Genomic DNA, 22,147 nt, shown 5'->3' with positions numbered 1-22,147 from the left:
GGGAGGGAGCAATATGAACACAGAGGAGGCGTTCGAGCTTTTAAAGGATGCCGGAGTGGCTGAGGATGCGGGGATTCGGATGGTCAGAACCTGGCTGCGTGAACGGAAGGTGAATTTTGAAGGAACGGTCCGCCGCAAATCCGGATACATACTTAAAGATACAGACCAGGCTTTTAACATGCTGAAAGAGGCGGGAGTTAACGAGGCTGTTGCCGTCCAGACGGTTAGGCGCTGGCTAAGGGATGGAAAGATCCAAAGCATTGGCCAAGAGAGCCCCAAGGTTCCATACCTGTCAACACAGACACCTGCCTCACACAACTCTTCAGACCAGGAGAGGCTGATCCGGCAATTACAGGCTAAATTAAAAGCGCAGGATGAACATATAAACGGGCTCGAACAGCTCCACCAATCATCGGTTAAGACGATGATTCAGCAACGAGAGAAACTGAACAAGGAAATCCTCCATCTCGAGAAGGAGAGAAGTCAACTCCAGCATGAGACAAAAAGCCTTTTACAAGAAAACCTTCACTTGCGCAGCGAGATTCTAAAGCTGAAGGATGAACTTTACAAAGGTGGAAAAAAGGAACCTGAAAAAATCCAGGACTCCCGCCGCATGACTAGCCCCAATGACTACCGAAGCAAACTGGGTCTTTCAAAAACAGCCACCCACAAGGATATATTGGCAGGATACAAGTCTTTATTAAAAGTCACTCATCCTGACCATGGCGGCAATCAGGCGGCATTCCAATATATAAAAAATGATTATGATACATTCAGGAATAATGTAAAAGGATGAATTCAGTATTAACGTACATTCTGATCTATTTGGCAGCCGCATTGTGAAAATTCACCGATGCGGCTTTTTATATTCCCTATCAGGAGATGCTGTTAGCAGTAATAGAACTGGAAGAGACAGGAAACATTAATAATAGTAAAAATTACGTTAATGGGAGTACAAGCGTGGATGCAATGATGGAATCTATACTTAGAACAGTCATCAGTTTTATTCTCTTAATCCTGATTACCCTGGTGATTGGCAAGCATATCAATGCACATAAAAATCACTATAATTTTGCCCTTTCGATAACGATCGGCTCCTATATCGCCAATATGGGGTTCAATACGAAGCTTGGTTTCCTTGATATGATGGCAGGCTTCGTATCGATGATTGTCTTGTTTTATTTATTGTTAATAGCAGCGTCTAAAAGCCGGAAAATCAGGGGGTGGCTGACGGGGAAGCCAACAGTCGTGATTGAAAACGGGAAAATACTTGAAACAAATATGAAGAAAGTGAAATTCTCCATTGATGACCTGAACCAGCAGCTGAGAGAAGGAGGTGTGTTCCATATTCAGGAAGTGGAATATGCCTTGCTGGAAGATAGCGGCAAGCTGTCTGTTTTAAAAAAGAAACCTTTTCAAAGTATTACAAAACAGGATCTGAACCTTTCTTCAGGTACGGAGGCTCTGCCGGTTGAACTGATTATGGACGGGAAAATCATCGAAAAGAATGTATCAGGCAAATATGATCAAGAATGGATCCAGACTGAACTTCGAAAAAGGAGCCTGCAGCTTGAGGATGTTTATTATGCCGTAGTGAACAGCGGCGGAAAGCTGTTTGTTGATACTCATAACGACGCTCTGTCCTCGCCGGCGGATGTTGAGTAAATGGGAAAAGACCGCAAAGTGCGGTCTTTTCATCTACGGTGTAAGCGGAGTATAATCTACCCCTTTTGTATAGCGGTTGGCGGCATTCCATAGCAGGAATTCGTCGATGCCATTTTCATTCAAGGCACGGATTTGGGCTTCCACTTCTGCTTTTCCGTAGTTTTTATAGTTCCCTGCTCCAAGATAGCTTGCGGTAAAATCCTGGATCCACGGCCTTGATACCGGGCGGTTTTCCAATGCATCCAGTACCTTGTTTTCATGCTTGGCATACTCATTGATGATTTCGTACGGCTGCAGGTCAGGCTTTTCAATGCCGAAATAGCTTGTCCAGTGGCTCGGATAAATCATGCTGGAAATGGCGTCCACATTGGCTGAAATCTTGGAGAAATTCTGCCCAATTCCCGGAGCTTCCGGAAGAGTGGCCGAGTAGCCGAAGATATCTACCGAGACATCTACATCATAAGGCTCAAGCTCTTTCTTCGCATAGGCAACAAAATCGGTTACCGCATCGACCCTTTTTTGGACATTATCTTTGTCCACATCGCTGTAATCTCCCTGGGAGTATTCAAGCGTGCTGTCCCTTGTTTCGAAACCCTCCGGGAAACGGACATAGTCGAACTGGATGTCCTTGAAGCCCATTTTGGCTGCTTCTTTGGCAATTTCCACATTGTATTCCCATACTTCCTTCATGAATGGATTGACAAAGCTTTCGCCTCGTCCGTTTTTCCAAACTTCACCGTTTTCGGTAAAGCTAAGCTCCGGCCTCTCTGATGCAAGGTGGTTGTCTTTGAAGACCACGACGCGGGCGATTGGATAAATCTCTTTTTCTTCCAAGGTTTTTAGTAATTTTTCAGGATCTTTTATGTATGGACCGCCAATCTCTTCAAATGGTGAGCCTTCCTCGGGCTGATATTGCAGCAAACCAAAATCATCCTTAATATCGATGACCATGCTGTTCAATTCAGTACTATCCACGAGTTTCAAAAGCTCATCGAACCTTGAAACACTGACAGTTGGTCCGGTCACATAGATTCCTTTTACACCATCTTCCGGGTAATCAAAAGAAAATGGGGACTTAAAACCTTCTGGCACAGGCTTTTCAGCTAATTCGCTTTTTTCTTTTTCTGGCATTTTCGCTGCTGCTTGCTTCGGCTCGCTTGCCGTCTGCTGTTGATTGCTGCATCCTATCAGCAGGAAAGAAACCAATAGGATGATAAGAGTTTTGTAGTTCATTTGAATTTCTCCTCTGTAAGTCTTTTATTCTATTATAAAGACGAATCTCGAAGATTTGTTCGAATTTCGTCGAAAACCTGCAGAAGTTTGGATTTCCCCCTTTTCTTGTGGGTATGAAGAAATTAGAATAAGCATAATGGAGGAATCAGCATGAAATCATTTATACTCATTTTGTTTGCTGCTGCTGTGCTTGCCGCATGCAGCGGAGCCAAGCAAAGCAATGAACCCAAGGTCACAGAACCTATACCCACAGAAGAAGCGCCAAAAACGGAAAATGCAGAAAAACCGCAGGAAACAGAAGAGCCTGAAGAAAACACGGAGGAAGCTGCTGAAGAAGCCAAGCCGGTCTATAAGCTAAATGAAGCTAACTGGGTCATTGAGCGGCTGGATGGATCAGAGGAAAAAAATGTTCTGATCACCATCGATGATGCACCAGACAAGCATTCGCTTGAAATGGCCGAGACTCTCAACAGGCTTGGTGTAAAGGCGATTTTCTTCGTGAATGGGCATTTTCTTGACACTCCCGAAGAGGAAGAGAGATTAAAAAAGATCCATGAAATGGGCTTTGCGATTGGCAACCATACCTATTCGCATCCAACCTTGACGCAAATTCCGGAAGAGGAGCAGAAGCAGGAAATCGTCAGCCTGAATGATAGGGTAAAAGAAATCATCGGTGTTTCTCCTGCCTTTTTCAGGGCGCCATTCGGCATGAATACGGACTATTCCAAAGAAATTGCCGCAGAGGAAGGCATGCTGCTGATGAACTGGACGTATGGCTATGACTGGGAGAAGCAATACCAGAACCCGGATTCTTTGGCTGAAATCATGGTCACAAGCCCGTACCTCACCAATGGGGCAAACCTTTTGATGCATGACCGCGAGTGGACGAAGGATGCACTGGAGGATATCGTAAAAGGGCTGCAGTCCAAAGGCTATTCCATTGCTGATCCTCATCTGATTGCGGTTCCGTAACAAACAAAAAAATCAACAGGCTACATTGGCCTGTTGATTTTTTTTCCTAATTCTGATGCAATCTCGCCTCCATAACAGAAGGCTCCACTGTTTCGGACCGGATTTCCTCCATCAGTTCCTCCAATTGGCTAATTGCTTCTTTATATAACTCTTCATCTTGATATTGATTGGCAAAATAATAATTCTGTTCGGGTGTCTCGAGCAGAAGCTGCATTTCCATTTTAAGCGTGGTTCCTGCCGCACTATCTTCATCTCCCAACGTGAAACCGGCAGGATAGCTCTCATTCTGACTTACAAGGAGCCATGAATTTTCTCCTGCCTGTTTCGCCAAGCGGCTCAATTCTTCAAGTGAATCTGCTTTAATCATCATTATCACCTCATTATAGTATTACCTGATTTCAAGGCGGGTTAAAACAGGTTTTTCGAATCGGTACAAATTTCACCTATCCAGCGATTAGGAACAGTCTGTAAGGGAAGAGAACAGATATAGAACGAAAATAGGAGAGAGCCCGCAATGAAAAAAGTTTTTCTTGCATTGGGATTGGTTTTGGCAGGATGCTCGGGGAATGAAAGCCCGCCTCCTGACGCGGAACAAAAGGAAGCGAAGGTTGATGCCCCGCACATCTCGCAGCTGCCCGAGCTTGAACGGGGCTGTGAAGTGACAACGCTTGCGATGCTGCTGCAGCATGCTGGCGAGGAAGTGGATAAAATGACGCTGGCGGAGGAAATCAAGAAGGTTCCTTTTGAACAAGATGGAAAAAGAGGCCACCCGGCGGAAGGGTTTGTCGGCAATATGGAAACAATGGACAAGCCTGGACTTGGAGTCTACCATGGTCCGATAGCAGATTTGGCAGAGAATTACTTGCCTGGGCGAGTGATCGACCTGACGGGAGAGAGTTTTGAGGATGTATTGAACTATGTGGCTGATGGCCGTCCTGTCTGGGTTTTGGTGACAAGCACTTTTGACGTGGTTCCAGAGGAAGAGTGGGAAACATGGGAAACACAGCAAGGAGAAATCGACATCACCTATAACTGGCACTCTGTCCTGGTGACAGGATACGACGAGGAGCATGTTTATGTGAACGACCCGCTGGATGAGAAGAATGTGCAGCATCCAAAAGATGCGTTCATTGCCGGATGGGAGCAATTCGGCAATCAGGCAATTACCTATGAGGAGGAATAAATAAAACGCACCTAATTTGTTTCGAGAATAAAATCTGTGAATGCTTATTTTCCATCAGGTAGGAATTCATAGGTGGAGAAATTCCCCTTAATGTATATAGAAGGGGATTATGAAGTATAAATAAGCGGATATATTCCGCTTAACTACTGTATTTTAGACCTAAATCTAAGGATTAGATGAAGATAAGCGGAAAAGCTCCCCTTATATTGCGGGAAATGTGTGTATTTCCCAATATAGGCGGAATCTCTCCGTTTATTTTTCAAATTCATTAAAAACAAATGCGGGGGATATGTTCATAGTGGCATAGATCAAAACCGCGAGATTTACGTTCTCGCGGTTTTTATTATGGTAAAAATGGAATCCAGACAGCCACAAAGTAGCCTGCCGAAAGCAATAGAGCAAAATACAAAATGAAAAGCGTATCGACGTACGAAAATCTGAATTGATAATAGTACGTCCGGTGAGGAGATTCGGAAAATTGCTTCGCTTCCATTGCCACGGCAATCCGGTGGGCACGGCGGATGCTTCCGGACAGGAGGGGAATGGAACAGGCTTTGAGTTTAAATGTGATTCCCTGAGTTCCTAGTTGTTTTTCAACCCCGCGCACTTTCATGGCATTCCTGATTGTCTGGAATTCTTCCATCATAATAGGAATCAGCCTGAGAGCCGCCATGAAACTGTAAGCATATTTGGGCTTAAGCTTCGCTTGCTGCATCAGCGAATAAAACAAGTTCACGGGCTTGGTCGTAAGCGCAAAAGTCAGCCCGAGAGCCGCAAACAGCAGAGCGCGCAAGCCTACAAGCATCCCTCTCAAAAAGCTTTCCTCTGTTATATGGACAAGCCCCCATTTGAACCAGGTGGTTTCTCCCTGCCCGAACATGATCATCGCCGATGAGGTGGATAAGAAGATGAACATGAATGGAATGAACAGGAGAAAGAGGTACCGGAAACGCTGCCCGGTAAAACCCAGAAATAAAACCAGAATCCCGACAGTCACAGTCACCATGTAATTCAGGTCATGGATCCACAGCGCACCGATGCACAAGATGGTTAACCCAAGAAGCTTCAGGCTGGGATTGACGGAGTGGAGCCATGTTTCATTTTGGTAAAGGTTCACTAAAAAGCACCTCCAGACGTCCCGGCAATCGGGTTTGCTTCATGCCTTCGGGTTTGTTCGTCACTGATGAGTTGCCTGTCTTTTATGGTTAAAACTCTTGAGGCATAGTGGTCCGAAATATGGTCGTCATGTGTCACCATGATGATGGTGGTGCCCTGCTGGCGGTACTCCTCGAGCCAGCTTAGCAAGGCAAAAGTGTTTCTTGAATCCTGCCCAAAGGTAGGCTCGTCAAGCAGCATCAGTTTTTGTTCCTTGACGATGGAAGCGGCGACGCTTAGCCGGCGCTTTTGTCCCATCGATAGCTGAAAGGGGTTTTTATGCTGATGGTCTGCAAGATGGAATAAATGCAGCAGCCGCTGGACTGTTTCCTCGATTTGTACTGAATCCCTTTTTTCAATCCTTAAAGAATAGGCAATTTCTTCCCTAACAGTGTTTGCTACAAACTGAAATTCAGGGTTCTGAAAGACAAACGTCATATAGTCTACTATGTTTTTAAGCTTTTTAATGGGCGTTCCCAACAGTTCATACGTCCCCTTGTGTTTGATGAATTGCATCAACGCATGCAGAAAGGTGCTTTTGCCAGCGCCATTTTCTCCCCTGATGACAATCCATTCCCCCGGAATTACCTTGAGGTCTTCTACTGCAATTTTAGGTTCCTTTTTCCGGTAGCCCTTAAAATCTTGGAGATGTAAGAGGAGGTCTCCTTTGGACTGTACAGGAGGTAAAGGCTGCTGCCGAAGATGCTCCTCCCAAACGCCAGGATACCAGATTCCCTGATTCCGCATCACCTGCCTGTAACGGGAAAAAATGATTCCCTTTGGTCCATCGGCGATGATTTCACCATTTTCATTAAAAAGAATAATCCTTTCGATAAACTCAAGAACATGGTCAATTTTATGCTCGACCACCAACACCGTTTTGTCCTCGCCCACCTGCTTCAGCAAGCTCCAGATATCTTTTGTCCCTTCAGGATCGAGCATGGCGGTCGGTTCATCCAGAAAGAGGACCTCAGGCTGAAGGGCTAGCACGGAGGCGATGGCGAGCCGTTGTTTCATGCCGCCTGATAAGGTGCTGATGTTCGTATGAAGGTCGTCCAGATGCAGGCCAACCTCCCTTAGGTGCCGCTGGATCCGGCCATCCATTTCATGCCGCGGTACACCCAGATTCTCAAGGACGAATGCAATTTCTTCATCGGCAAATGGCATGCAAAATTGGCTGTCGGGATCCTGGAATACATATCCCCAGGAAGATGGGGGAGCGTAATTCTCTGCTTTCATCGGGATATCAATCGAGCGTGGAATCAGGCCGCTCAGAACTTGTAAAAGGGTGGACTTGCCGCAGCCCGAGGGACCAAGCAGCAAAACCTTTTCCCCTTCTTTGAAGGAGAGGGACAAGTCCCTGAACAGCAGGGACTTCTCTCCGGGAAATTTCAGCCGCAAATTACGGATGGCAAGTTGTTCCATTTTTAGATCCTTATCCTTTCATGTCCTCATCCAACGCTGCATAATCGGCCCGGGAGGAAGGGCGTACCAGATTGGTCACTCCTGTGGCTTCCAGCACCTTGACAAGTGAGAAAGCCATAATGCCGGCAAAGAAAATGGAGCCGATAAACCTGGCGGCCAGAAGCAAGGTGAGATTCCATGCTGCAAGCGCGCCAATTTCCCCATATGCAGCGTCCATGAGCAGGGAGCCGGCACAGGAAGAAGTCGCCGCCAGTACCGCAATTTGAAGATTGAACTTTTTATAGCGGACCAGCATGAACACAAGCTCAGCAAACAAACCCTGAACGGCTCCGTATAGCAGCACTGACAATCCCCATGGCGAGCCCAGCAGGAATTCCCCGGAAGCCGCCGCCACCTCAGCGAGGAAGGCAACACCCGGTTTCCGGATAATCAGATAGGCGACCGGGCCGGCGATGAACCACATGCCATAGACAAGCTGGTCAAGATGCAGGCCCAGCGGGCTTAAGGCATAGTAAAGCGGCCCCCAGAGAATGTAGACAATCCCAAAGGCAATCGCGATGACGATGGTCACAAGGATGTCTGTTAGTTTTAATCCTTTTGTCATTTTCGTATCCTCCTAAATTTCCAGAGTTTCTTTTTGGACAGGCCATGTTTCCAATTGGTAGGCCATTTCCCAGAAGGAGTACTCATATTGGGAGCTGAGGATGAAATGTTCCTTCATCCTGGCGCGGTCTACTTCGGTCACGGTTTCGGCGATGGCATCGAGTCTGGCAATCTGTTCTTCTACGAGTGTCCGGAACCACTCACCGCCATAGGCGGCAATCCATTCCTGGTAAATCGGTTCTTCAGGCGTGCAGCCTTGCAGTTTTTCGCCAATTTCATAGTACAGCCAGTAGCAGGGCAGCAGGGCGGCAATTACATCCCCAATATGGCCGGAATAGGCTGCGCGGTACATATGGGAAGTGTAGGCGTAGGCAGTCGGGGCGGGCTTGAAGTTTTCCTTTTCTTCATCGGTGATACCCAATCTCTTTGAAAAATTCTCGTGAAGCGACAGTTCGGCTTCGTATGTACCCTGGGCATGGGCGGCAAGCCGGCTGGTAGTATGAAGGTCTGTTGCCTTGACAGCTCCCAAGGCCTGTACTCTTGCAAAATGGGACAAGTAGTAGGCATCCTGCTGAACATAATACCGAAAACAATCCAAAGACAATGTCCCGTCTCCGATTCCTTTTACAAACGGGTGGTGAAAGCTTGCTTCCCAAATGTGATCGGCTGCCTGACGAAGTTCCTGTGAAAATTTCATTGTTTTCCCCTCCAGATTTTTTTATAAACCAAGTACCAAACCGCAGATTAAACATAAAAAAACCACCTTCTTTAACAACATAAAGAAAGTGGTTTTTGGAAAATGCACACGAATGTGTCCGCGAACGCCACTTCCCTACGCTGGTACGAGCCAGATCAGGTTCCAAGGGTCTCGGAGTCTCACTCCAATCTCAGCTTTTCAGGTAAAGATGTTACCAATAAAGCTCCCCTAGTGGTACAGTTGGGTATTTGATTTGTCTTTTATACTACCACCATGTTGGGAATTGTCAAGGTTTTCTGAAAAAAAGACGGAGAAGATAATGTATCGGCAATTAATTCATCAAACTGGACAATAAGACGGGGATTTCGGTAAATAAAATTTGAAATTCGGCCAATAGAAATGTGATTGGCAAATAGAAGCGGTATGTCGGCAAATAAGAGTTGAAATTTGGCAAATAGAAGTGGCAATCTGGCAAATAGAACATGTAACTAGAAAATAAAAGCTGAAATCCGGGAAATAAAACTCTTGATTTGGAAAATAAAAATCGTAATCGGCAAATAAACAATGATTTTCGGAAAATAAACCGCCTTCATCGGCAAACAAAACATGCATCGCCAAAAGTGCAGCCAAAATTCATGCATGAGCTGGCCGGCAGAAGTAAAATAGAGGTAGGAGAACATTTAATTTGCAGAAAGGATTCATCCAAATGAACAAAGTTTATTTTGATTATAATGCCAGCACGCCGGTTGCGCCTGAAGTAGCGGAAGAAATGCTTCCCCTGGTCAGCAGTTTTTACGGCAATCCGTCGGCAACGCATTGGGCAGGGAAGCCGGTTAAGGAACTGCTCGCAAAAGCAAGGCAGAGGGTTGCAAGCTTCCTTTCCTGTTCGCCTGAAGAAATTATTTTTACCAGCGGCGGAAGCGAAAGCAACAATCTTGCCCTCAAAGGCTACTATTTCAAGCATCGCAGGAAGGGAAATCATATCATCACCACAAAAATCGAGCACCCGGCGATCATGAATCCGTGCAGGTTCCTTGAGAGCATTGGGGCGAAGGTTACCTATGTCGGGGTGGACCAGTATGGTGTGGTGTCGCCGGAGGAGATTGAAAAGGCCGTTACCAAGGATACCATCCTGATTTCTGTAATGCATGCCAATAATGAGGTTGGCACACTGCAGCCGCTAAAGGAGATTGCACGAACTGCCAGGAAGCATGGGCTTGCTTTTCACACTGATGCTTCCCAATCGGCAGGCAAAGTGCCGCTGGACGTGGAAGAAATGCAAGTGGACATGCTGACGATCGCTGGACACAAATTATATGCTCCGAAAGGAATTGGCGCGCTGTACATCAAAAAGGGTACCGAGCTGGAGCCGCTGATCCATGGGGCAGGGCATGAAGGCGGCCTGCGCGCCGGGACCGAAAATACTTTGCTGGCCGCGGGGTTAGGAAAAGCATGCGAAATTGCCTTAGTGCAGATGGATGTTCCCAAAATGAAGGGCCTCACGGATTATTTCTGGCAGCAGCTGAAAAAGGAATTTGGAGACCAGGTTGTAATGAACGGGCATCCAATCGAGCGGCTGCCAAACACGCTGAATGTGAGCTTTCCAGGAAAAGTCGGCCAGGATCTATTGGATGCCATCCCTGAGCTTGCCGCTTCGACCGGTTCAGCCTGCCATGCCGGCATGGTGGAGCTCTCTCCGGTATTGAAGGAAATGCAGGTGCCTGAAAAGGTCGGCATGGGCACAATCCGTTTCAGCTTCGGGCGGGAGACGACGAAGGAAGAAATGGAACATGTGGTAAGAAGGCTAAAGGAAACCATCAAATAATCGCATTCATAAACAAACGGTGTCATTCATTTTCGAATGACACCGTTTTTCTTAGAGCATATCCCTCAGCTCTGCATCCGTATAGGACGAGATGAGGATGACGGCTTTGCTGTCGCCAGCGTTTTTGACGTAATGGGGAACGCTGGCATTCCAGCTGAAGCTGTCCCCTTTTTCGGCGATGATGCTGTCTTCGCCTTGTTCGGCGAAGATTTTTCCTTCCAGGATCAAGTGCGTCTCTTCGCCTTCATGGGCATGCGGCTCGCCAATGGAAGCGCCAGGCGGCAATTCAACGATTTTCAGCGTGAGCCCGCCTTTCGAAGCCAAATGTTCAATGGTCAGATTATTAAAAGATGACTGCGGCCTTTCATCTTTGCGGACGACGCGCATGTGCTGCTTCTTTTCAAGCAGCAGGTAGGGCAATGGAACGCCTAGATAAGAGGCAATTGTACTGAGCGTGCTGATTGAGGGGGATGTGTTATTGTTTTCAACATTGCTGATAAAACCTTTTGATAGTCCTGTGCCTTCACACATTTGTGCAATGGTGATTTTTTTTCGGTTGCGGATGGCGCGGATTTTTGTTCCTATATCCATAATTCTCACCTCAGAGAGTTTCCTTATAGTAAACTTAATTTTATATTAACAAAAAAACGGTTGACATGGCAATGAGTCGATGTTACTTTATAAATAACAAATGTTCATATTGGGAAACAAAAATTTTTTCGGCCATTTTGTTTCTCAATATGAATCTTTTATTCATCAAAGAAAGCGAGGAGATACAATATGATGCCGTCTTTATTCATTGCGCATGGAGCACCCCTTCTCGCAATCGAGGATAACAGCTATACACAGTTCCTGAAGTCATTGGGGAGCTCCATGCCAAAGCCCGCGGCAATTGTCCTGTTTTCTGCACACTGGGAAGAATCTGCCCAGCAAGTGAGTGATGTGGATGAGTTTGCTACTATTTATGATTTTGGCGGATTTCCGGAGGCGTTATACAGGATCAAATATCCTGCAAAAGGAAATAAGGATGTCACCAAGGAAATACTGGAATTATTCGAACAGCATAATCTCACTTATAACGTGGACACCAAGCGCGGCTTGGATCACGGTGCCTGGGTCGTTTTAAGGATGCTTTACCCCGAGGCGGATGTTCCTGTCATCTCGATGAGCGTGAATCCGCAGCTTCCGCCAGAGGAGCAGTATAAAATTGGCCAGTCCCTGGCATCGCTGAGAGAGAAAAATATTTTAATCATCGGCAGCGGAGGAACCGTCCATAATCTTGGGGCGGTCAAGATGGGCGGCAATGAGGAAAACGTGGATGGATGGGCACTTGATTTTGACAGATGGCTTGAACGCCATTTAGTGAATTGGGACCTGTCGTCACTGTTCAAGTATGAATCTTTAGCGCCGGCTGCAGAATATGCCGTGCCGCCTTATGGGAAAGAACACTTCGTTCCATTGTTTTATGCAATGGGCGCGGCGGACAGCCAGCCTAGTGCAAAACTGCTGCACCGCAGCTACCGATACGGAAACCTGAGCCATAGCGTCTGGCAATTTGGCGAACTAAATGAAGGAGGAAATTAAAATGGGAAAAAAATATGAAGCAAGTGTATTGATGCTAAGAGTCGTTTTGGGAATTATTTTCTTTGTGCATGGGTTGGTAAAATTCCAGGGAGGAATTGAAAATACAGCAGGATGGTTTGCGAGCATCGGCATTCCGGGATTCCTTGCCTATGCCGTTGCCTTTATCGAGATGGTTGGCGGTATTGCGCTGATTCTTGGACTATTCAGCCGTGTTGTTTCTGGTTTGCTTGCAGTCATCATGGCGGGCGCAATCCTGACCGTGAAGCTTAGTGCCGGCCTTTTGGGAGATGGAGTTTCTGCAGGATATGAGCTTGACCTTGCGCTTTTGGCGATGGCCGTGTTCATCGCTGTGAATGGATCCAAGCTTTACGCGCTTGATCAAGTGGTCTTCAAAAAACAGGAACAGGGAAACACAATCCTGAATAATTAATATGACAAGGAAGCATTACTTCGAAAGAGAGAGGTAATGCTTTCTTTTTAAGCTTTGCAGAAATCTTTAGAGAATGGTTAAATAAAAAACAGGACAATAATAAAAACTAAGACAAAAAAGAGGTAATCAGATGGTGCAAACAAAGTTAGAATCAAAAGTTCTGTCGGTCCTTAAAGATAAAATTCAGCTGATAAAAACCGATAAAGGGGCCATTTATCTTGTGGGCCCTATCCGGCTGCCGGTCAATTTGTATGGCGAAACGGTGGAGTTCCAGTGGTATTGCTGGCTCAACTGCGACGAAGTGACCGAAGACTACCAAAGGATCATTGATAAATTGTCTTCGGCCAATCTTGCCGAATTCCAGCAATCGAGCGTGCTGGTCTATGGGGACTTCTCCTATGGGGAAGATGCCCTTATCAGGATGCATTCGATTTGCCATACCGGCGATATCTTTGGCAGCAAACGCTGCGATTGCGGCTTCCAGCTGAAGCAATCAATGAAAATGATTGTAGAGCATGGAACAGGGGCCCTATTTTACCTGGCGAATCACGAAGGAAGAGGGATTGGGCTTTTCAGCAAAGCGATGGCCTACGTCCTTCAGGAGAATGGCTATGATACGGTCGATGCCAATGAAAGCCTGGGCTTCGTGGATGATGCCAGGAATTACGATGATGCCATCCAGGTATTGAGAGCATTGAGGTCCAAGCCGGTGATCCTCATGACGAATAATCCGAGAAAGCTGGAGGCTCTGGCAAAATCAGGGCTGGAGGTAAGCGGCAGAGTCCAGCTGTGGGGAGATGTTTCAGAGTTTAACGAGAACTATCTGCGGACAAAAGTCAACCGCTCCGGCCACTTTAAAAACGAGTGAACATGAACCGGGAAGATTCATGCATCTATGCATAGCGGTCTCCCCTTCAAGACAGAAAGGCGATTCTCCGTGGAGAGTCGCCTTTTTCTGAAGGATCGCGTTTGTTTGCTTGTTGAAAGGGAATGGTAAATTAATCAAGAATCAGAGGGAGGGCTTGTTTTTGGTGAGTGAAAAACTTGCACGGGAATTGAATAGCCAAATGAATTATGAATTTTATTCGGCGCATGCCTATTTGGCGATGGCTGCTTATTGTTCAGCAGAGAACCTTGACGGATTCGCCAATTTCTTTTTGGTTCAGGCTGAGGAAGAACGGTTTCATGCGATGAAATTTTATCATTTCCTGAATGATGTTGGTGTTCGAATGACGATTGAAGGCCAGCCGCCTGTCAACAATGACTTTGCTTCCGTATTGGATGCTTTTGAAAAAGGGCTTGACCATGAAAAGGAAGTAACCAGGCGCATTTATAACCTTGCCGATCTGGCCCTTGAAGAACGCGAGCATGCGACGAGGACATTTTTAAACTGGTTTATTGAGGAACAAGTGGAGGAAGAAGCGCTGTTCGACAGCCTTATCCAGAAGTTGAAACGGATCGAGAACGATAGCAACGCCTTCTTCATGCTCGAAAATGAATTGGCTCAACGCAGGTTTACGGCTGAATAGGATTAACATTCGAACCAGATGGCAAGAGTCAAAGATGATAAAATACCTATCCCTTGACAAAGCAGGGCGCAATAGAATATATTATAAATAATTATTTGAATAGTTCTCCTAAAGGGGAGTAGCTTTTACAGCAAAGTCGTCATTTCGGAGGTTGCCAATCTCCCGGCTTTGTTGGCAACGTGAATGTTGTTAGCAAGACCTTTGCCTATTTTGGTAGAGGTCTTTTATTGTTTTTGGGACCTTTACCATACTGGTAAGGGTCTTTTTATTATTTTAGACCTGATAATGGGCGTTATGAACTTTCAATAATATCAATCTAGTAAAGAATGGAGAGGTAAAATTGAAAAAGAAGAAAATAAGTTTCATCGAACTGGTAAAGAGGAATAAGGAAGAACTAATGCGGGACCAGAAAGAACTCGCAAGAATTGAGGCCCGCCTTGAAGCCAAGCATTCCAGGAGAGTCCAGGAGGCCCGCAACGCTTAAAATCAATTGGATAACAGGAGTGGCGTATGTTACTGAGAAAATATCTGTCTCTTTTGGGAATCGGTTCGGCACAGGTTGACCTGGTTCTTGATAAGGAAACCTACAAGCCTGGTGAAAAAGTCGAAGGTTATTTCCGCATTAAGGGTGGCACAATCGAACAGCAGTTAAAACGGATTGAATGTGATCTGGTAATGGATAATGAAAGGACAGGAAATGAAGAGGTCATTCATACTTCGACCATCCTGACCTCCACAACCATTACATCTGACGGCGACAGTCGATTTCCTTTTGCCTTCAGGCTGCCGGATGACCTGGAGGTTTCTACAGAATCACGGTCTTATGGATTTAAAACGAGGCTGTTTTTTAAAGAAGGTGTCGAAAGCGTCGACCATGATGAAATCCAGATTGCATGGTGACCACCATCGTTAAATATCAAATAAATCACCTCAGGGAGGAAATAACTTTTGGAACTGTCAATTTTAATGGAATATGGATGGGTACTGCTACTGCTCATCGCACTCGAGGGCTTGCTGGCAGCCGATAACGCTCTGGTACTTGCGATCATGGTGAAGCACCTTCCGGAAGAAGAAAGAAAAAAGGCGCTCTTTTACGGGCTGGCAGGAGCGTTCGTCTTCCGCTTTGGTTCATTATTTGCGATTTCCTTCCTTGTCGATGTGTGGCAAGTGCAGGCAATCGGCGCCTTGTATCTATTGTTCATCGCCATCAACCATATTGTCAGGAAACTTTATTTTAAAAAGTCCGAAGATGGCAAAGAAGCAGCGGTTGAAAAGAAGAAGTCCGGATTCTGGGGCACCGTGTTTAAAGTTGAATTGGCTGACATCGCCTTTGCGGTTGACTCCATCCTCGCTGCAGTTGCCTTGGCGATGACTCTTCCGAACACAAACCTCCCCCAGATCGGCGGCATGGATGGCGGTAAATTTCTCGTGATCTTTGCCGGAGGCTTGATTGGATTGATCATCATGCGTTTCGCCGCGAATCTGTTTGTTAAACTGCTGCACTCACGGCCCGGGCTCGAAATCGCTGCCTTCGCCATTGTTGGCTGGGTGGGCGTCAAGCTTGCGGTACTCACATTGGGACACCCGGATATCGGGGTGCTCTCTTACGAATTCGCCCATTCCACAGAGTGGAAATTGTTTTTCTACACCGTTCTAATTGGAATTGCCGCAGCCGGCTGGTTCCTGACGAAAGAAAAGAAAGAACAGGAAGCGGTATAAGGGCAGGGGCAGTTTCCTGTCCCCTTTTGCCGTTAGAAGGAGGAAACCTGTTGATGAAATCATTCAGCTCACTGGCTAAAAGTGTGAAATTTACCCAAATAGGCTCAGAAACCAGGCTGGATGAAAAGGATGCAGACCTGGAGTTTATTGGGAGAGGGAGAAGCGCCTATGTTTTTAAAATCAGAGGCACAAACAAGGTGCTTAAGGTGTTCTTTGCTCCTTTCGAAAAAATAGCAAAAGAAGAAGCAAACATTTATACTATTCTGCAAGGGATTCATTATTATCCAAACATATATGAACATGGCCCTAATTATTTGGTAATCGATTATATTGCAGGCGACACTTTGTTCAACTGTCTGGTGAAGGGGATTGCCGTAACAGAGGCCCAAATCAGCGAAATCGATTATGCCCTTGACATGGCACGGGCCAGAAACCTGAATCCTTCTGATATCCATTTGAGGAATATCCTGATTACCAAAGAGGGAAGAATTAAGATTATAGATGTTGCCCGTTTTCGCCAGACAAAAAAATGCAAACAATGGGATGACCTTAAGTCTGCCTTTTACAGGCTTTACCGGAGAAGGCTTTTCCCAAAGAAGGCTCCCGAATGGGTTTTGAATCTTATTGCATTCCTATATAAAAAAAGGCTTATTTCTGCCTTGCCATAAGCAGGCTGAAAGGTTGAGCCAAATTTACTATTTCCGGAGGTTGATTTTTGTTGGGGACCGAGATATTGGTTCTAATCGTACTAATTATCCTGAATGCCTTTTTTGCGGCATCAGAAATTGCGTTGATCTCGTTAAATGATAATAAAGTGAAAATGATGGCAGACAATGGAGATAAAAAGGCTAAAATGCTCCATGCCTTGCTTTCTGAACCCAGCCGATTTTTGGCGACCATCCAGATAGGAATCACGCTAGCGGGTTTCCTTGCGAGTGCCTTTGCCGCGGGCAGCTTTGCGGGTGTGCTTGCAGAGGTGCTTGTTGATCTCGGGGTTCCTTTGGCGCCAGGATTGCTTGAGAGCATTTCAGTCGTTGTCATTACCCTGGTATTATCTTACTTTACCCTGGTGCTTGGTGAACTGGTTCCAAAGCGGCTTGCTCTTCAGAAAGCAGAAGCGATTGCCATGTTCGCAGTCGCACCCTTGACTGTGCTGATGAAAATTTCCGCTCCATTCGTCAAGCTTTTGACAATGTCGACGAATGTGGTTGTCCGCTTGTTCGGGGTTGACCCGAATGCAGAGGAAGAGAATGTGACCGAGGAAGAAATCAGGATGATGGTCGATGTCGGAAGGGAAAAAGGAACAATCCAGGATTCGGAAAAACAAATGATCAACAATATTTTTGAATTCGATAATAAAACAGTCTCCGATATTATGACGCACAGAACCAATCTGATTGCGATTCCGGTCGACAGCAGCCTGAAAGAAACGCTGCAAATCGTGAACGTTGAGAAATATACGAGATTTCCCGTGTATGAAGAGAATCTCGATAATATCATTGGTCTTCTGCATGTGAAGGATTTGATTCAGTTTATTGAAAGCGACGACCGCGGGTCCTTTAATTTAAGAAATTTGCTTCGCGAACCTTATTACGTTCTGGAATCGATGAGAATAGACCAATTGTTCAGGGATATGCAGAAAAACAATATCCAAATGGCGATTGCGATTGATGAATATGGCGGTACAGACGGGATTGTCACCATTGAAGACCTGATCGAAGAAATTGTCGGGAATATCTTTGATGAATATGATGAGCCCGAGCTGGAGGTCGTCGAAATCGAGCAGATTGACGCTCTTAATTACAGGATGGTGGGGACCCTCAACTTATATGAGGTGGAAGAAGTCCTTAAAGTGGAGCTCCCGAATGAGGAATACGATACGTTGAGCGGATTCATCATTGGCCAGCTTGGCTACATCCCGGGACCTGATGAAACCCCGGCCATTGAATACAAGGACATCGTTTTCGCCGTCACCAAGATGGATGACAGAAGAATCGACCGTGTGAGTGTGAGTATAAAAGAACCTGTTGTGGAAATGGAATAAATATTTGGGAAAGACAGCTGGGAGTTTTTGCTCAGCTGTCTTTTTGTCGATTTCATTCGGACTGGAGATGGAAGAAGAGAGGGGCCAGAGTCCGAATGGAGAAAAAGGCCCTCAAGCTTATCCGATTGAGGGACCTTTGTTTATTCAGCAGGTGACAATTCGTCCTCTGTTACCCATTGGTGATTGGTGACGGGTTCGGAACCGTCAGTTGGAGTGAAATCGATCATGTATACGGTTGTTTGTTCCGCTGTATCAATCTCCGCTGTGGCGCCTTTCATTCCCTCCATATGGTCGGCTTCAAGGACGACTTCCTGCCCAGGTTCAAATGGCTGGTCTCCGGCATCCTGAATTTCCTCGTGGACAACCCATTTATGATTTTCGACCCTCTCGCCTCCGTTTGTCGGGTCGTAGGAAACCGCATAAACGGTTGTTGCGTAGGCTCCGACAATAGTGGCTTCCGCACCCTTCATTCCGCTCATGTGGCCTTCTTCAATAATGGCTTTGCTTCCCACTTCATAGGCAGGGTTTTGGGCTTCCTGAATTCCTTCGGGAAGTTCACCAGTGCCGGAATGGTTCATGTTGGAGTGGTCTCCATGGCCGCCATCATTCTCTTCCTTTTCGGTTTGTTCCGTGTTTTGCCCGGTTTCTGTATCAGTGCCATTATTAGGCGCGGCTTCGTCGCCTCCTCCACCGCAAGCTGCCAGCAACAGGGCCGTTAACAAAGTAGCAATCCGTAACATCCAATTCTTTTTCACTTTTAAGTTCCTCCTTTTTTTATCTTTTCAATAGTTATAACAAGAAAATGTGCAGAGAATATGAAGAAATAGGACATGAACACTAAATAGGCCGATATACCCTTTCTTCCCTTGAGGCCCGCCGTTTATCCCTAAAAATTACCACCATCGGCATGGGTGTCAATCAAGTGGAGGAATGTATAGAATGGTACTTAATCGGAATCCTCTAAATAAGCATTTTTTATGCGGAACGGCGGTAGATAACCAGAAAAAAAGGAGCCGGATAGCATTGTATAGAATTTTTTCGATAATGGGCGCTTTGATGCTTGCTGCTTCATTGGCAGGGTGCGGCCAGGGCAGTGAGGAAGTTCTGCCAGATGAAGTTTTGACCGAAGATCTGCAAAACGGGGCAGGAAGGGAACAGGCCGACAATGGTGGAGACATTGCCTCCAGCAGTTTTTTTAGCGAATATACTGGAAAGATGGAACACATTCATGGTCTCGGATATGCCGGCAACCAGGATGCCCTCTTTTTTGCAGCACATGACGGGCTGAAAGTCTATGAGGACGGGAACTGGTTCCAAACTAAAAAAGAGAATAATGATTATATGGGCTTTTCTGCAACGGATGATGGTTTTTACGCAAGCGGTCATCCGGGGCAGGATTCTATGCTTCCAAATCCTTTGGGGATTATTAAAAGCAGGGACAATGGCGAGACACTGGAAGGAATCGTCCTGGAAGGTGAGACAGACTTTCATACGATGGCTGCGGGATATCAGAATCATATCCTTTTTGTGCTAAGCCCAGACGATAACTCGTTGATGGCGGCAGGAGGCTTCTATCGAAGTTCGGACAATGGGCAGACATGGGGAAGAGTAAGCGCGGGGAACCTTGAGGATAAGGTAATGAGTCTGGCGGTTCACCCGAAGAATCCGGACTATATTGCAGCTGCAGGCTCAAAAGGGATTTATCTTTCGCAAGATGGAGGAGAAAGCTTTCAGCAGATATTCGACGAGATGCAGGGAACAGCGGTACATTTTTCAGAGAAGCATCTTTGGTACGGAAGCTTTAACGGAGATGCGTTCCTGGTAAAGCGGTCACTGGATGATGGTACAGAGGAAGAAGTGGAACTGCCGCCACTTGAACAGGACGCCGTCCAATACTTCGCGCAAAATCCCAAGAATGAAAATGAATTAGCGTTTGTAACGTTCAAAGCCAATATCTATAGGAAAGCAGCGGATTCCAACGGTTGGGAGCAGCTGGCAGAAGAAGGATTTTTAAAAAGGAATAAAACGGAGAAGTGAAGGCAGCTGTTGCGACAGCTGCCTTTGCTGTCCAGAAAAAAGGACTCTTCCAGCTTATGTCGAATAGGAAGTAGGAAGAGGAGGGAAGGACCTTGGACGGAAATGATCTAACCTCAGTGCTGATGCTTCTCGAAGACACAAGAGGGAAGCTGAAGCACCTAAAAGAATATTACGACGAAAAAAAGGACCAGGAGCTGGCGAGCGCTTATTACTCCGAAATTGACCTTCATCAAGACCCTGTAGGTTTATTCAGGAATCTGAATAAATTACTTGAGGATACACACGTCAACCAGCTTCCTTATAACGCCGCGACAAGAAATAGTCTGTATTCAATCGTTGACCTGAGGGAGGATGGAAACCTCAAGAGCATTTACTCTGGCAAAGTCCGGGACCCGGCACAGGTGATTAAGGAAGATTATGAAGTGGAAACGAACAGAAGGAATATGTTTCCCTTGCTGGACGATGAAAGCATTAATTCCCTCGATTTTATGTACAACTGCGAGCATGTGGTGCCCCAGTCATGGTTTGACAAGAAAAATCCGATGCGGGGAGATTTGCATCATCTGTTTACGTGTGAGAAAGACTGCAATTCTCTAAGGTCGAATCATCCTTATTTTGATTTCGATGATTATACTCCCGTGATGGATGCAAATGTCGTCAAAAGTCAATGCGGGAAATATGAAGAAGGAAGGTTTGAGCCGGAGAGCGGCAAAGGCGAGGCAGCAAGGGCAACCCTGTACTTCCTGCTTCGTTATCCGAAAGAAATTCGCCACTACAGTAGTGGGGGGATTGATATGCTGCTCCAGTGGCACAAGCAGCATCCTGTTACGGACTTTGAAAGGCGCCGCAACATGGAAATTCATCGTATCCAGCAAAATAGAAATCCGCTGATTGATTTCCCGGAATTAGCAGGGAACATAGATTTTTCACTAAGTTTACTAGGAGAATGATTAAAATCCTTCAGGCGAAGAACGGATCCATGAATATTGCCCATGGAAAAATTGGAGTTCTCTGTAAAATTGCTAGGTTATCAAAGCTCTGCCGGAGGGAAAGGTAAAGCATACATTGATTTCATTGTATGAAGCTTTTAAAAAACAAGTACCCGAAGTGTTGGTTAATCTGATTGGAGCCCGAGAAGAGGGGGAGTGCAGTCCCCACGGTCTCCAATAGGCCGGATTGGAGCCCGAGAAGAGGGGGAGTGCAATCCCCATGGTATTCAATAGGCCAGATTAGAGCCCATGAAAAGGGAAAATCCAGGCCCAAGGGGTTCAATAAGCGACAGTATTCCTAGGAATGGAGGGAGTAGCATGATTTTTCTGAGAAATACACCTAATTTCACTGGAGCTGCTGTTCACGGTGACAGGATGGATTTTGAGGCGCTTCAAGCTGCGCTTGAGCGCATTACGGGGGAGCGATGTGAATGGCCGGCCTATGAAGGAGCGCGTTTGCGTGTGCTGGGAGTCTGCGAGGAGCTGGGTGAGGCACTCAAGGGAAATCGCGGGAGAGTCCTTATTCCAAATGAAGAACATACATCGCAGCATGCACAATATGATAAAAATCTTTACCTGGCTTTTAATATTTTTTGGCCGGAGCTAATTTTTGTTACGATGGCCCTGAATGAGTTTGTCGATCTCTATATATCGAAGGAAGCAGAGAATAGCTATAAAGCCGGAGAAGATTACCGAACGGTCTGGGATCCTTCGGTTGCTCAAGTAAGAAGCTTTCAGAGTGCGATAGCCGAGGCCTTTCAACAGGTGATCCCTGCGCGTTCGGTCACGGGAATCATGCAGCAGCTTAACAGTGATTATTTTGATATCAGCCATTATGCTGCGCAGTACCTGGATGATCTGAATTTTAACTACCTTGAAATGGACAAAGAGATGCGGCGGGAAAAGCTTATTACCATCGCCAAACAGATTGCCCAGCAGGGAAGTGATTACCAAAAAGTGAAACAGGACGTCCAGGAGGCTGCCGTGAAAAACAACGGCAAAATGACGGAAGTAGCTCCATTTGTGCAATATCCCCCGGATATAGAGTGGTAGTGTA

25 protein-coding genes and 1 riboswitch are annotated in these 22,147 nt (G+C 46.1%); of the genes, 17 read left to right on the top strand and 8 right to left on the bottom strand.

The features are described from left to right. Nucleotides 1-13 precede the first annotated feature (13 nt). Nucleotides 14-796: a J domain-containing protein gene (locus WQ57_RS13635; protein ID WP_046524326.1), complete on the top strand. Its 783-nt coding sequence runs from the start codon at nt 14-16 to the stop codon at nt 794-796. A 173-nt stretch (nt 797-969) separates the two neighbouring features. Next, a complete protein-coding gene (locus WQ57_RS13630) occupies nt 970-1,665 on the top strand; it encodes a DUF421 domain-containing protein (protein ID WP_241481550.1) in 696 nt (231 codons plus the stop codon). 33 nt (nt 1,666-1,698) lie between these two features. Here the strand turns inward: WQ57_RS13630 and WQ57_RS13625 are convergent, their stop codons facing one another. Next, nucleotides 1,699-2,898 carry a putative glycoside hydrolase gene (locus WQ57_RS13625; protein ID WP_084820277.1) on the bottom strand — a complete coding sequence of 400 codons (1,200 nt, stop codon included), beginning with the start codon at nt 2,896-2,898 and terminating at the stop codon, nt 1,699-1,701. Between the two features lie 150 nt (nt 2,899-3,048). Here WQ57_RS13625 and WQ57_RS13620 point away from each other — a divergent pair, with 150 nt between their 5' ends. Then, nucleotides 3,049-3,870: a polysaccharide deacetylase family protein gene (locus WQ57_RS13620; RefSeq protein WP_046524324.1), complete on the top strand. Its 822-nt coding sequence runs from the start codon at nt 3,049-3,051 to the stop codon at nt 3,868-3,870. Nucleotides 3,871-3,916: 46 nt separating this feature from the next. Here WQ57_RS13620 and WQ57_RS13615 read toward each other — a convergent pair whose 3' ends face one another. Beyond that, on the bottom strand, nt 3,917-4,240 hold the full coding sequence (locus WQ57_RS13615) for a hypothetical protein (RefSeq protein WP_156183137.1): 324 nt from the start codon (nt 4,238-4,240) through the stop codon (nt 3,917-3,919). Nucleotides 4,241-4,384: 144 nt separating this feature from the next. On the opposite strand from WQ57_RS13615, the gene WQ57_RS13610 reads away from it, so the two are divergent. Further along, nucleotides 4,385-5,053, top strand: coding sequence for a C39 family peptidase (locus tag WQ57_RS13610; RefSeq protein WP_046524322.1), 669 nt, complete (start codon nt 4,385-4,387; stop codon nt 5,051-5,053). 343 nt (nt 5,054-5,396) lie between these two features. On the opposite strand, the gene WQ57_RS13605 is transcribed toward WQ57_RS13610, so the two are convergent. The 4 genes from WQ57_RS13605 to tenA are packed head-to-tail and all read right to left on the bottom strand — an operon-like array spanning nt 5,397 to nt 8,933. After that, nucleotides 5,397-6,170, bottom strand: a complete 774-nt coding sequence (locus tag WQ57_RS13605) for an energy-coupling factor transporter transmembrane component T family protein (RefSeq protein WP_046524321.1) — start codon at nt 6,168-6,170, stop codon at nt 5,397-5,399. Beyond that, nucleotides 6,170-7,633 (bottom strand): ABC transporter ATP-binding protein, encoded by a 1,464-nt coding sequence (locus WQ57_RS13600; protein WP_046524320.1) that lies wholly within the window; start codon nt 7,631-7,633, stop codon nt 6,170-6,172. Before WQ57_RS13600 ends, WQ57_RS13605 begins: the two co-directional genes overlap by 1 nt. Before the next feature lie 10 nt (nt 7,634-7,643). Further along, nucleotides 7,644-8,237 carry an ECF transporter S component gene (locus WQ57_RS13595; RefSeq protein ID WP_046524319.1) on the bottom strand — a complete coding sequence of 198 codons (594 nt, stop codon included), beginning with the start codon at nt 8,235-8,237 and terminating at the stop codon, nt 7,644-7,646. 12 nt (nt 8,238-8,249) lie between these two features. Then, a complete protein-coding gene (gene tenA, locus WQ57_RS13590; RefSeq protein ID WP_046524318.1) occupies nt 8,250-8,933 on the bottom strand; it encodes a thiaminase II in 684 nt (227 codons plus the stop codon). A 115-nt stretch (nt 8,934-9,048) separates the two neighbouring features. Continuing rightward, nucleotides 9,049-9,173: riboswitch (TPP riboswitch) on the bottom strand. A gap of 466 nt (nt 9,174-9,639) precedes the next feature. Here tenA and WQ57_RS13580 point away from each other — a divergent pair. Beyond that, nucleotides 9,640-10,758, top strand: a complete 1,119-nt coding sequence (locus WQ57_RS13580; protein WP_046524389.1) for a cysteine desulfurase family protein — start codon at nt 9,640-9,642, stop codon at nt 10,756-10,758. Nucleotides 10,759-10,809: 51 nt separating this feature from the next. On the opposite strand, the gene WQ57_RS13575 is transcribed toward WQ57_RS13580, so the two are convergent. After that, nucleotides 10,810-11,349, bottom strand: a complete 540-nt coding sequence (locus WQ57_RS13575) for a helix-turn-helix domain-containing protein (RefSeq protein ID WP_046524316.1) — start codon at nt 11,347-11,349, stop codon at nt 10,810-10,812. 189 nt (nt 11,350-11,538) lie between these two features. Here WQ57_RS13575 and WQ57_RS13570 point away from each other — a divergent pair, with 189 nt between their 5' ends. The 9 genes from WQ57_RS13570 (at nt 11,539) to WQ57_RS13535 (ending at nt 18,064) form a co-directional block, all read left to right on the top strand. Then, a complete protein-coding gene (locus WQ57_RS13570) occupies nt 11,539-12,342 on the top strand; it encodes a dioxygenase family protein (protein WP_046524315.1) in 804 nt (267 codons plus the stop codon). A gap of 1 nt (nt 12,343) precedes the next feature. Further along, entirely contained in the window at nt 12,344-12,772 is a 429-nt protein-coding gene (locus WQ57_RS13565; RefSeq protein WP_046524314.1) for a DoxX family protein, read from the top strand. 130 nt (nt 12,773-12,902) lie between these two features. Continuing rightward, nucleotides 12,903-13,640: a GTP cyclohydrolase II gene (locus WQ57_RS13560; RefSeq protein WP_046524313.1), complete on the top strand. Its 738-nt coding sequence runs from the start codon at nt 12,903-12,905 to the stop codon at nt 13,638-13,640. Nucleotides 13,641-13,800: 160 nt separating this feature from the next. Further along, a complete protein-coding gene (locus tag WQ57_RS13555; RefSeq protein WP_046524312.1) occupies nt 13,801-14,301 on the top strand; it encodes a ferritin in 501 nt (166 codons plus the stop codon). Nucleotides 14,302-14,641: 340 nt separating this feature from the next. Continuing rightward, nucleotides 14,642-14,785: an FbpB family small basic protein gene (locus WQ57_RS26245; protein ID WP_084820276.1), complete on the top strand. Its 144-nt coding sequence runs from the start codon at nt 14,642-14,644 to the stop codon at nt 14,783-14,785. Nucleotides 14,786-14,811: 26 nt separating this feature from the next. Continuing rightward, nucleotides 14,812-15,201, top strand: a complete 390-nt coding sequence (locus tag WQ57_RS13550; RefSeq protein WP_046524311.1) for a sporulation protein — start codon at nt 14,812-14,814, stop codon at nt 15,199-15,201. A 48-nt stretch (nt 15,202-15,249) separates the two neighbouring features. After that, the gene (locus WQ57_RS13545; RefSeq protein WP_046524310.1) at nt 15,250-16,020 is read left to right on the top strand and encodes a TerC family protein; all 771 of its coding nucleotides are present in this window, start codon (nt 15,250-15,252) and stop codon (nt 16,018-16,020) included. Nucleotides 16,021-16,073: 53 nt separating this feature from the next. Next, nucleotides 16,074-16,688, top strand: a complete 615-nt coding sequence (locus WQ57_RS13540) for a protein kinase family protein (protein WP_046524309.1) — start codon at nt 16,074-16,076, stop codon at nt 16,686-16,688. 50 nt (nt 16,689-16,738) lie between these two features. After that, nucleotides 16,739-18,064, top strand: coding sequence for a hemolysin family protein (locus WQ57_RS13535; RefSeq protein WP_046524388.1), 1,326 nt, complete (start codon nt 16,739-16,741; stop codon nt 18,062-18,064). A gap of 140 nt (nt 18,065-18,204) precedes the next feature. Here the strand turns inward: WQ57_RS13535 and WQ57_RS13530 are convergent, their stop codons facing one another. Next, the gene (locus WQ57_RS13530) at nt 18,205-18,804 is read right to left on the bottom strand and encodes a YdhK family protein (protein WP_046524387.1); all 600 of its coding nucleotides are present in this window, start codon (nt 18,802-18,804) and stop codon (nt 18,205-18,207) included. Between the two features lie 283 nt (nt 18,805-19,087). Between WQ57_RS13530 and WQ57_RS13525 the strand changes: the two genes are divergently transcribed. The 3 genes from WQ57_RS13525 to WQ57_RS13515 all read left to right on the top strand — a co-directional run bounded on the left by WQ57_RS13525 (nt 19,088) and on the right by WQ57_RS13515 (nt 22,143). Continuing rightward, a complete protein-coding gene (locus WQ57_RS13525; RefSeq protein ID WP_241481543.1) occupies nt 19,088-20,101 on the top strand; it encodes a F510_1955 family glycosylhydrolase in 1,014 nt (337 codons plus the stop codon). A 92-nt stretch (nt 20,102-20,193) separates the two neighbouring features. Beyond that, entirely contained in the window at nt 20,194-21,051 is an 858-nt protein-coding gene (locus WQ57_RS13520; RefSeq protein WP_046524308.1) for an endonuclease I family protein, read from the top strand. 357 nt (nt 21,052-21,408) lie between these two features. Next, nucleotides 21,409-22,143 (top strand): DUF6904 family protein, encoded by a 735-nt coding sequence (locus WQ57_RS13515; protein ID WP_046524307.1) that lies wholly within the window; start codon nt 21,409-21,411, stop codon nt 22,141-22,143. Nucleotides 22,144-22,147: the final 4 nt, after the last annotated feature.

This window comes from Mesobacillus campisalis (assembly GCF_000986785.1).
Lineage (GTDB): Bacteria > Bacillota > Bacilli > Bacillales > Cytobacillaceae > Mesobacillus_B > Mesobacillus_B campisalis.
The sequence above is the reverse complement of the archived record's forward strand: the minus strand, read 5'-3'. Positions and strand labels throughout refer to the sequence as shown.